We start from the raw sequence: 11,032 nt of genomic DNA on the forward strand, positions 1-11,032 counted from the left end.
CGAAAAATAGGGCGTTTCGGCTTTTAGAAGTTAGCTTGACCGAACAAGATTCTGTACGGTTTTCCTCCCTTGTCCTCTTGTCCCCCTTGCCCTCCTTGTCTTGTCCCAACCATAAAATAAAAAACCTACACCTGTCAGCCCCTTACCAAGGGGGGACGGCGATAGCCGGGGGGTTTATTCGTTGCACGATTACAGAGAAATGGTATAACGAAAATCCCTATAAACGCTGACGATAACACACGGCTTTATCCACTTGTACCCGTTCAAAGGAGTCATCTAAATTTAAGGTAGTTTCCCCACCGCCTAAAAATAAATAACCGTCCGGCGCGAGAATTGACCGGATTTTTTCTAATACGGCTTTTTTGGTGGCTAAATCAAAATAAATTAACACATTACGCAAAAAAATAAGATCGAGTTGATTGAATTGGCTAAATGAATGGGTTACTAAATTAAGTTGCTGAAATTCAACGCGACGGCGAAGTTGATCACAAATTTGCCACTGGTTCCCTCTATTTTGAAAGTATTTATTTAACAAGGAAAGGGGAAGTCCGCGTGTCACTTCAAGCTGACTGTACAGTCCAGCTTTAGCACGGTTGAGGATCTCATTGGAGAGATCGGTGGCAATTAGTCGGAGTTTCCAGTTCGCCAGTTCCGGAAACTCTTCGTGCAGTAACATGGCAATGCTATAGGGTTCTTGACCACTCGAACAAGCCGCACACCAAATATTTAAGGTTCGTTGCGTTTGCCGTTTGGCTAAAAGTTCGGGCAGAATGACGTTGGCAAGGGCGTCAAAGGGATAGCGATCGCGGAAAAAGGATGTCTCAGTTAGCAGCATTCCCTCAACCACCTGGACATGGCGTTGATTAAAGGGTTGCGTTTGCAGATTGGCAATCATTTCCCCCAAAGAACTAAATCCCATTTGCGTCGCCAGAGGGGTTAAGCGTAACTCGGCTAAATAGGCTTTATCTGCATCCAGAACCATGGCGGAATGATGGCGTACTAATTGGCGTAAATAGTTAAAATCTTGATGATGTATTGGCATTGTTTTAAGGTTTAATTGTTAGGTAGGGGCGGGTTTGACTATTAACGTTTTTGACCTTACCAAGATGGGAATAAACCCGCCCTGTTTGAATATCGAATTTTGAATATGTAGGGGCGGGTTTGACTATTAACGTTTTTGACCTCACCGAAATGGGACTAAACCCGCCCTGATTGAGGTTGGAGAAGAGGGCGACCCGAGTTAATTGAGTGGACTGGTGTTGTTAAATGTGAGAAGCGGGTCGCCCCTACAGGTTTCGTGATGCAAGGAATTTCAACAAACCAGTTGGATAATTTCATCGGCGATTTGGTCTAGAGGTAAAATATTATTAGCTAAACCTGCTTGGGCGATAGATTTGGGCATTCCCCACACCACACTACTGGCTTCATCCTGAACCAGAATATGTCCCCCGGCGTCGCGGATATGGTGACACCCTTGCAAGCCATCTTGTCCCATACCCGTCAACACCACCGCGATCGCACTCTTTGGAAATGTCTTAGCAACGGATCGAAATAACACATCCACCGCCGGACGACAGGAATGTTCGGGCGGGGCTTGGTGTAAACTCAGGTGTACCGTTTTTCCCCGGCGCACGACAATTCCATGGAAATCTCCCGGCGTAATCCACGCATGACCCGGACGCAGTTCAGCCCCCTCATAGCCCTCGGCGACAGAGATGTGACATTGATGGGTTAAGCGTTCGGCTAGACGTTTACTAAATAAGGGGGGGATATGCTGCACAATCACAATGGGTAGGGGAAAATCGGCTGGAAATCGGGATAACAGCGTGGCTAGTGCATTGGGTCCCCCAGTAGAGACACCGATCGCCACAACTTGGGCGTTGGCGAGTTTCAGGGTGGCGGTTTGGCTGGGGAGGCGCGATCGCGCGATCGGTGTATTGTCAGATACGCCTAAGATATCGGCACAAAAGACTTTAATTTTAGGAATTAATTCGCGTTTTAAATAATCGGAAACTGCCTCACCTGTTCCCAGTTTTGTTGGTTTAGTGACATAATCTTGAGCGCCGAGAGAAAGGGCTTCTAACGTAGCTGCTGCACCGCGTTCGGTGAAGGCACTAAACATAATCACGGGCAAATTTGGATAACTCTGACGAATGGCAGTTAATGTTTGCAAGCCATCCATTTCTGGCATCTCTAAATCTAGGATAATTAAGTCAGGGTGGAGGTGGGAGATTTTGGAGAGGGCGATTTGACCATTGGCGGCAATTCCTACTACGTCTAAAAAAGGGTCTTGAGAGAGGATTTCACTGAGTTTTTGACGCACAATTACTGAGTCGTCAACGATTAAAAGGCGAATTTTACGCATTATCATGTAGAGACGTGCCATGGCACGTCTGTGGTGCGATTGGGGAAGTATAATTTTTGTCGGTTAGGTAGAGCGATTCCCTCCGGGATAGCTATAGCCCTTCGGGCATGGCTACGCTAACGCTTACCGCGAAACCTAACAGGCTAACGGTGGCGTTAGGTTGAATGTCACTGAATTAAGGCTGGTGGGTTGAGCGAAGTCGAAACCCACCCTACTGGCATGGAACACCTAATTTGGTGGATTAGAATTGTAGGGGCGCACCGACGTGCGCCCAATTTAACCATCAATCTATTCCATAATTTTAGCGGAGGTGCGGGGCGGGTTTAGTCACATTTAGGTGAGGTAAGAAACGATAGTCGTAAAACCCGCCCCTACACAATCAAAACGCTTGGCGAACGCAGAATCTTACCTCAACAGGGGGTCGAAACCATTGCAAGAAAGCCTATTCCCTATTCCCTCTCCCCACCACAAGACTTATTCAGCAGCCCCTAATTAATACTTGAACTGATTCACTAGGGCTTGTAATTCCGACGCGAGTTCAGCAAGTTCACCCGCCGATTTCAACGTGTTACTGGCGAGGGCGGTGGTTTTTTGAGCCGCGTCCGCCACATTGTTGATATTTTGGGGAATTTGTGAGGTACTTTGGGCGGCTTCGGCGACGTTGCGAGCCATTTCATTCGTCGTCGCGGTTTGTTCTTCTACCGCACTGGCGATTGTGTTTTGGAAGTCGTTGATTTGATTAATAATTGTGGTAATTTGACTAATCGCTTCAACGGAACTTTTAGTATCACCTTGAATCGCTTCGATTTTTTGGCTAATGTCTTCTGTCGCTTTAGCGGTTTGTTTCGCCAGTTCCTTCACTTCATTAGCAACAACGGCAAATCCTTTCCCCGCTTCCCCGGCGCGGGCGGCTTCAATTGTCGCATTAAGCGCGAGGAGATTAGTTTGTTGGGCAATGGAGGTAATTACCTTAATCACATTACCAATTTCTGCACTACTTTGACCCAGTTTGGTAATCGTTTGGTTAGTGCTTTCAGTCATATTAACCGCCGTTGTTGCGACTCGCGCTGCATCCGCCGCACTTTTGGCAATTTCTTTAATACTGGCGCTCATTTCTTCTACCCCTGTCGCCACCACTTGAGCATTGCGGTTGACTTCTTCGGCATAAGCTGAAGCAGTTTGGGCTTGTCCGGAGGTATGTCCCGCATTTTCATTGAGTTGTTGACTCACCAGGTTCATGTCTTCTGAGGCTTGAGCAACAGCAGTAGCAACGGAGGCAATTTTACCGACGGATGCAGTTAAATTGCTTGCCATGCGATTGACATTATCGGTCAGTTGTTTGAAGTCTCCTGTGGTTTTGGCAGTAACCTTTTGGGAGAGATCGCCTTGGGCAATGGCTGAGGTTAATTGGGTAATATTTTCGACTTCTTCCTTGAGATTTGCCGCCATCTGGTTAATGTTTTCGGTTAAGTCTTTCCAGATTCCGGTAGCCGTTTCCACAACAGCGCGACTACTCAGGTTTCCTTCGACACTAATTAAACGGGCGACACGGTTTTTCTCATTGGTATATGCCTCGATATTATCCCGTAGGGTGTTAATCGTGGTACTCAGGCTTAAGAGATCACCCTTTAACGGCTGATTGTCAATTTCTAGAGGCATTTTACAGGATAAATCACCAGCCGCGATCGCCTTCAGTGCATCCTGGGCGGCGAGGGTGGGTTGGGCAAGGTTGTGAATGATGGTATTAATTGCGGTGGTTGTTGTTGCCCATCCTCCTTTTAAATAGGGGGGTGGAGATACAGGTTCAGCCCCATATAACCAGCGTCCAGCATAATTTTCCCAATCCTTTAATACGGTTGTTTTGTGTTGGTTTCCTAGTCGTTCGGTGAGTTTCCCTTCTTGAGCAACCTGTTTACTAACTCGGACAATTTCATGAATAACGGTTTGGTTTACACCCATCCATTCATTAAATACTTGAGCAATTTCGCCCCAGCCATTTTCCTCAGTGAGTCGGGCATTAAAGTTACCATCTCTGGCACTTTTTAGGGCTTGGAGGAGTTCCTTAAAGTTTTCTGGGGATAAGAGTATTCCCTCAATTTCATGGTTTTGCTGGGAAACAGTCGGGGTGGTGTTTGGTTCAGATACCATGGTTTCACTGTGATGATGTCCATTGCTTCCATTGGTCTCTTGATTTTGGAAAAAGACCAAGCGTCCGGGTTTGCTGAGTTTATCGAGGTTCATGGCTTCTCCTAATTTGTGAATTCCTTTGAGGTGGTCGAGGTTCATTATTTTTTGTCCTTTGTCCTTTGTCATTGGTCATTCGTTAAGGAATGAGTTTGACGTTTCTGTATTCTTTAGCCCTTGACTTGCTGACGTACATAGTCTTTAATTCCGCAGCGTCGGATTCAAAACGGTGAGTTCCACCACTTTTTCTGTATCGAGAATTAGCAGAAGTTGATCGGCAAGTTTATACGCACCCCGAATTAATTGCCGTGCGTTTCCTCGTAAGGTTTCTGGAGATTTCTCAAAGCAATCATCGGAAATTTCTAATACTTCTCCCACATCATCAACTAGCAAACTAATCACCTCATCAGCCGTTCGCACAACAACATTGAGAGGGAGATGTTCGCTATCTTCATCCACTTGGGTTTCAACGGGTATCTTAGTGACATCCTGATCTAACTCCAGAAACTGACGTAAATCTACAGCCGGAACAATTTGACTCCGTAGGTTAATTAATCCCCGCACGGCTGGCGGTGCTAAGGGAACGCGAGTAATCGACTGATAGCGAATAACTTCTTGCACGTTTTCCACTTCTAGTCCTAAGAAGAAATGGTCGAGGAAAAATGTGCAGAATTGATGAGATTTAGGCATGATGAGGGAAGTGTTTATAATGACAAATGACCAATGACATTAAATCGCTTCAATGTCCAAAATTTCGGTAACTTGACCCTGAATAACCGCGATCGCCTGCACCCCTGGACGAGTGGCTTCACCTGTGATACAAAGGTCTTCCATGACGATATCCACCATGCGTTGCACCACTAATCCAATTTGGCGTCCACTTTGACAAGCAACGACGACAACTTGCAGCGGATCACCCTCTAATACGGCTGTTTTTGGGTTAGCAGCGCTGAAGCGCTGACTACTACCAAAAGATTGAAAGACATTGGCAAAATTAACTAGGTAGAGAATTTGGTCGCGATACTGAATTACCTGGCGATCGCCCACTTGTTCGATCGCGCTTCTGGGAAATTCTTCTAAGCGCACCACTCGCGACAAGGGAATTGCCATACGGCTGTTATCCAAGGCTTCAAATAACAGTAACATTTGCACGGTTTCGATAGTGGATTGAGAGGACATTTCTTGCTGAATTAAGGCATTTTTTTGTTCATCTGAAAGTACCCCCGCCCGTGATGCTAGACTAAATACATCTAAAATTAATGCCACTTTTCCATCTCCTAAAATTGTGGCTCCGGCAAAACAAGGGGTTTCTTTGAGGAGTTTACCTAAGGGTTTAACGACAATTTCTTGAGTATCATTAATCGCATCAACCACTAAGCCAAACGTGAAATTATCGACTTGCAGAACCACGATATTCAGCATAGTTTCCGATTGCGGATGGGCTGGTTCCGGGTTCCATTCTGTGAGTTCAAGTTCTCGATTTAAATACACCAGGGGTAATAATTTACCCCGCAACCGATATACAGGGGCTTTGTGGACATATTCGATTCCGTGATCCGCTTGTTCTCCCTGCAAGCGAACTAATTCTAAAAGATTAGTTTGAGGAATGGTATAGCAGTCCCCTCCACTGGTGACAATTAAGGCGGGAATAATTGCCAAGGTTAAGGGGATTTTTAGTTTAAATGTTGTTCCCAAGCCAAGTTGAGTTTGAACGTCTACCGTACCACCAACCTTTTCTACATCGGTTTTGACTACATCCATTCCCACTCCCCGCCCGGATAAGCGCGTTATAGAATTAGCGGTGGAAAAGCCAGGAAGAAAGATTAAATTAAGGGCGTCGGTATCACTTAAGCGATTGGCTTGATTGGGTGTAATTAAGCCTAAGCTTAACGCTTTTTCTTTCAAGCGTTCTGAATCAATTCCCGCCCCATCATCCGAAATTTCAATCGTTACATACCCACTTTCATGGAAGGCTTGCAGACGTAATCGTCCGGTGGCGGATTTCCCCTGAGTTTGACGTATATCTGGGGATTCAATTCCGTGATCCACACAATTACGGAGTAAATGCGTTAAGGGATCTTTAATCGCCTCAATAATCGTTTTATCCAGTTCCGTCTCTTCTCCCTCCATCTCCAATTGCACCTGTTTTTCCGTCGCGATCGCCACATCCCGAACCACCCTGGGAAACTTGCGCGTAATTGTACTAATCGGCTGCATTCGGGTTTTCATCACCCCTTCTTGCAACTCCGTGGTTAGTCGGTTTAATTGCTGGGAGGTGGTAACAAAGGCGGTTTCATCTTGCAGCGTGGAGAATTGTTGAATCTGATTGCGAACTAACACCAATTCCCCGACCAAATTCATCAACTTATCCAAAAGATTGATATCGACTCGGATTGACTTAACTGTATTTGGGGTTGTCAACGCCGACATCAACTCCTCGCGATCGCAGGGAAGTTTTGACCTTTCAGGATTTGTCGGGGCGAGTTTAGGGATTTCCTTTTGGCTATTAACGGTAACGTTGGTACAAAACCCGCCCTCATCTCCCGTATCTCTCGATTGCAGTTGAGTTAAGGTCTGAATTAAGCCAGAATAGTCAACATCACCTTCTTGTCCGATCGCTTCTATCTGGGCGCAGATTTGCTGCATGGCGTCCAAGAGTTGCAGCAAGCTGCTGGTAATCTCTGCATTTAGCTGCAATTGTCCATCTCGCAGACAACTGAGTAAATTTTCACCACTGTGGGTTAGGGCTTCTAGGGTGGGAAACGCCATGAAGCCGCAGTTTCCTTTAATTGTATGTAAGGAACGGTAAATTCCTTCGAGTAAATCTTGATGGGTCGGATTTTTCTCTAATGTGACCAGATCCGTCTCAATCTGGCTAATATTCTCGTAGCTTTCTACCAAAAAGGCTTTGATGTCTTCATCCATGATAGTTAAGTAATGGCTTATATAGTGTTTTCATTTGAGATGTGAAACTCACGATAGTGGATAAAGGCAATAGGCAATAGCAGAAGAAAGATATGTCTGTGTTTCGCCACTAAACCGAGTCTATCGTGGCGCAGGGAACGCTGCTATCGGTGATCCCACCCAACTTGAGGGGGCTGTTTTAGAAAGATCCGTGATTTCACCGAATGACATTCTCGGACATGGATTAGACAATAAAAGATAAGGATGAAACAGTGTTGATGAGTAGGGGCGGGTTTCACCCTTATCGGTTTTTTTTCATCCTGATGTTACTAAACCCGCCCTGATCAACAGTGCAGATTCGTTGAGAGTTGGGTTTCGTACCTCAACCCAACCTACTTGCTAGACAATAAAAGACAAGGAGATACAGGATAAGGGATGAGGGCGAGTCGATAAACGTTATCGGTTTTCCTATGAACCGTAGTCCAGCGACTCGCCTTTACATTGGATACTTATCTATTCGTCATTCCCTTTTTTATAGGGAAAAAAAGAATTCTCTTACTCCCCTCTCCCCAGCTTGGGAGTGGGGCTGGGGGTGAGGGCTGTAGCTTACCTTTAACCAACTGTTTAACTGAAAAAACTGTAACCCAAATCGAGGAAAATTATGGCACTAATTCTAATCGTTGATGACGCCGCCTTTACCCGACGGATGATCCGGAAAACCCTTGTCGCCGATGGACATGAAACCCTAGAAGCCACCAATGGACAAGAAGGATTGGATAAGGCGATCGCACATCAACCCGACTGTATCTTAACCGATATGCTCATGCCCGTTATGGATGGCTTTCAACTCCTCGCCGCCTTGCGCGATCGCCAAATTAATACCCCAGTTATTGTGATCACCGCCGACATTCAAGAAAATGTGCGCCAGCGTTGTCGTGAGTTAGGCGGATCAGGCTTTATTAATAAACCCCCCAAAGAAGCCGAATTACGTCGCGTTATGGGTGAAATCTTAGCTTGTCCTCAGGAGACTGTATGAACTTAACTCCCGATCAAATTGATGCGATCCAAGAAATCGTTAATATTGGTGTCGGTCGGGCGGCTAGCGTCTTGAATGAAATGCTGGAAGCCCCGATTCGCCTCCAAGTTCCCTATATTAAAATTGGGTCGCCTCTGGATTTTCAATCTGAAATGGAAACTCGTCTCGGTGGGGAACAAGTTGCAGCGGTTCGCCAAGACTTCTCTGGATCTTTTGCGGGTTTAGCGGAGTTAGTGTTTCCCACCGATAGTGCTTCGATTCTCGCCGCTGTTCTCACGGGTGAAGAATTAGGAACACCGGATTTAGACGCCGTTCGCATTGGTACGTTAAGCGAGATTGGCAATATCTTAATTAACAGTGTGATTGGGTCAATTAGTAATGTCCTCAATCAACGTCTTGATTATGCCATTCCCAGCTACATCGAGGATACTGTCGAAAACTTAATTAACGTTGGCGACAATCAGCAGGAGAATACCATCCTTTTAGCCCAAACCCAGTTTTTTATCGAACAACTTCAGATTCGCGGCGATATTATCCTCGTCTTTGAAGTCGGTTCCTTCGACGTATTACTGGACGCGATCGCGATGCTAACCACGGTGTAATCTGAGTCATTTTTTTGAGCAATGACCAATGATAGAGAACGAGGCTTTCTGTGTAATCAGTGTAACTAAGCTTTTATCCTCTACCCCCATCTGGACAATAAATCTGTGAAATCAGTGTTTTGACCAATGACCCCTTAATCCGTCCATGCATGAGATAGAAATTGCTGCTGAAAAATTTGGCATTCTGGATCAAATGCCTTTGGGTGTCTGTATTCTCCGATCCGATTTCGTGGTCTTATTCTGGAATCGCTGTTTGGAAGATTGGACACACCTATCCAGAGGTCAAGTTTTAGGTCAAAAAATCAGTTATTATTTCGCTGATTTAAACCATCCCCGGTATGAAAAGCGGCTGAAGTCCATCTTTTCCGGGGGTCCCCCAACCCTTTTTTCCGCCCAACTTCATCCTCATTTTATTCCCGCCTATTTACCCGATGGACAACGGCGAATTCAGCGCACCACTGTCACCGCTATACCGGGCTTAACCGAGGGAGACTACTACGCCCTTTTATCCATTCAAGATGTTACCGAACTCAGCCGACAAGTTCAAGACTATCGAAAAATGCGCGATCGCGCTTTAGCAGAAGTCCAGGAACGACAACGCGCCGAAGCCGCTTTACGGTCTCAAGAAGAACAATTACAAGCGGTTTTTGATGCGGTTCCTGGTTTCGTCTCCTGGGTGAATTCAGATTTGCGATATCTGGGGGTTAATCGTCATCTAGCGGATACGTTTCACTTGACTCCCAATCATTTTATTGGTCAAGATGTGGGCTTTATGAAAGCCAGTCCCAGCTTTGCTGAATTTATGCGTCAATTCATCGCCAGTCCTGAACCAGCGGCTAGTCAAGTGATTGAAGCTTACGTCAATGATACTACCCGGAGTTACTTAATTGTTGCCCAGAAATATCAACAAGGACATGCAGCGGTTTCGGTGGGAATTGATATTACCGATCGCAAGCAAGCGGAAGAGGAGGTTCGCAAAGCTTTAGCCAAAGAAAAAGAACTCAGTGAACTCAAATCCCGCTTTGTCACCATGACCTCTCATGAGTTTCGCACCCCCCTAACTACTATTTTAAGTTCGGCGGAATTACTGGAACATTATGGTCATAAATGGACACCGGATAAAAAGCTAACCCATATCCATCGTATTCAAGGAACGGTTAAACATTTAGTCCAAGTTTTAGAAGATGTGACTCTGATTGGCAAAGCCGAAGCTGGAAAACTTCAGTTGCAGCCTGTTCCTCTGGATTTAGTTGAATTTTGCCACGGCTTGATTGAGGAGTTACAGTTGAGTTTAGGACAGCATCATTCTCTGGTATTTACCCATCAGTGCCATAACCTTAATGTCTGCATGGATGAGAAGCTGTTGCGGCATATTCTGACGAATTTAATCTCGAATGCGATTAAGTATTCTCCCAATTGTGGAATCGTGACCGTGAACCTCGTCTGTCAGGATTCATCCGCTATCTTTCAAATCAAAGACCAAGGAATTGGGATTCCGTTGGCGGATCAAGAAAAACTCTTTGAGGCGTTTCATCGGGCGCAAAATGTGGGGAATATTTCCGGAACGGGATTGGGGTTGGCGATTGTTAAACGGGCGGTTGATTTACAAGGGGGTGAGATTACGGTAAACAGTCAAGTGGGAGAAGGAACTATGTTTACGGTTGCATTGCCTTTATCGGTATAGATTGAATAATTTTTTTATAAAATAATGAATTAGGAAAGGATGGGTTTTGTTATTCAATTATCGGTGGAGAAGGGCGGGTTTTGCTGTTCCGTTATCGGTAAACAGGTGAATTTAGTCCCTAAACCCGCCCCTACAGAATTATCGGTGGGGAAGGGCGGGTTTTGCTGTTTAGTTATGGGTAAATAGCCGAATTGAGTCCCTAAACCCGCCCCTACAATTGGTTAATTAATGACCTAAGCTATTGCATTTTTCAATAA

Annotated in this window: 10 protein-coding genes; 5 read left to right on the forward strand and 5 right to left on the reverse strand. The window is 45.5% G+C overall.

Annotation, left to right across the window (positions count from 1 at the left end):
• Window positions 1-230 (forward strand): hypothetical protein (locus RIE73_RS15450; protein ID WP_446402015.1); only part of this gene is annotated, 230 nt, incomplete at its 5' end.
• Here the strand turns inward: RIE73_RS15450 and RIE73_RS15455 are convergent.
• From RIE73_RS15455 to RIE73_RS15475, 5 genes are all read right to left on the reverse strand, one after another.
• Window positions 218-1,042, reverse strand: coding sequence for a CheR family methyltransferase (locus RIE73_RS15455; protein ID WP_446402016.1), 825 nt, complete (start codon window positions 1,040-1,042; stop codon window positions 218-220). The genes RIE73_RS15450 and RIE73_RS15455 overlap by 13 nt on opposite strands.
• Window positions 1,043-1,312: 270 nt before the next feature.
• Window positions 1,313-2,365, reverse strand: coding sequence for a protein-glutamate methylesterase/protein-glutamine glutaminase (locus tag RIE73_RS15460; protein ID WP_446402037.1), 1,053 nt, complete (start codon window positions 2,363-2,365; stop codon window positions 1,313-1,315).
• 492 nt (window positions 2,366-2,857) lie between these two features.
• Window positions 2,858-4,678, reverse strand: coding sequence for a methyl-accepting chemotaxis protein (locus tag RIE73_RS15465; RefSeq protein ID WP_446402017.1), 1,821 nt, complete (start codon window positions 4,676-4,678; stop codon window positions 2,858-2,860).
• A 72-nt stretch (window positions 4,679-4,750) separates the two neighbouring features.
• A complete protein-coding gene (locus RIE73_RS15470) occupies window positions 4,751-5,239 on the reverse strand; it encodes a chemotaxis protein CheW (protein WP_446402018.1) in 489 nt (162 codons plus the stop codon).
• A 39-nt stretch (window positions 5,240-5,278) separates the two neighbouring features.
• On the reverse strand, window positions 5,279-7,474 hold the full coding sequence (locus RIE73_RS15475) for a chemotaxis protein CheA (RefSeq protein WP_446402019.1): 2,196 nt from the start codon (window positions 7,472-7,474) through the stop codon (window positions 5,279-5,281).
• A 640-nt stretch (window positions 7,475-8,114) separates the two neighbouring features.
• On the opposite strand from RIE73_RS15475, the gene RIE73_RS15480 reads away from it, so the two are divergent.
• From RIE73_RS15480 to RIE73_RS15495, 4 genes are all read left to right on the forward strand, one after another.
• Window positions 8,115-8,489, forward strand: a complete 375-nt coding sequence (locus tag RIE73_RS15480) for a response regulator (RefSeq protein ID WP_006104152.1) — start codon at window positions 8,115-8,117, stop codon at window positions 8,487-8,489.
• On the forward strand, window positions 8,486-9,091 hold the full coding sequence (locus RIE73_RS15485) for a chemotaxis protein CheC (RefSeq protein WP_446402020.1): 606 nt from the start codon (window positions 8,486-8,488) through the stop codon (window positions 9,089-9,091). The genes RIE73_RS15480 and RIE73_RS15485 overlap by 4 nt, the downstream gene beginning before the upstream one ends.
• Before the next feature lie 145 nt (window positions 9,092-9,236).
• A complete protein-coding gene (locus RIE73_RS15490; RefSeq protein WP_446402021.1) occupies window positions 9,237-10,775 on the forward strand; it encodes a PAS domain-containing sensor histidine kinase in 1,539 nt (512 codons plus the stop codon).
• A gap of 39 nt (window positions 10,776-10,814) precedes the next feature.
• Complete coding sequence (locus RIE73_RS15495; RefSeq protein WP_446402022.1) at window positions 10,815-10,961, forward strand: hypothetical protein; 147 nt, start codon at window positions 10,815-10,817, stop codon at window positions 10,959-10,961.
• Window positions 10,962-11,032: the final 71 nt, after the last annotated feature.

The organism is Coleofasciculus sp. C1-SOL-03, assembly GCF_040220555.1.
Lineage (GTDB): Bacteria > Cyanobacteriota > Cyanobacteriia > Cyanobacteriales > Coleofasciculaceae > Coleofasciculus.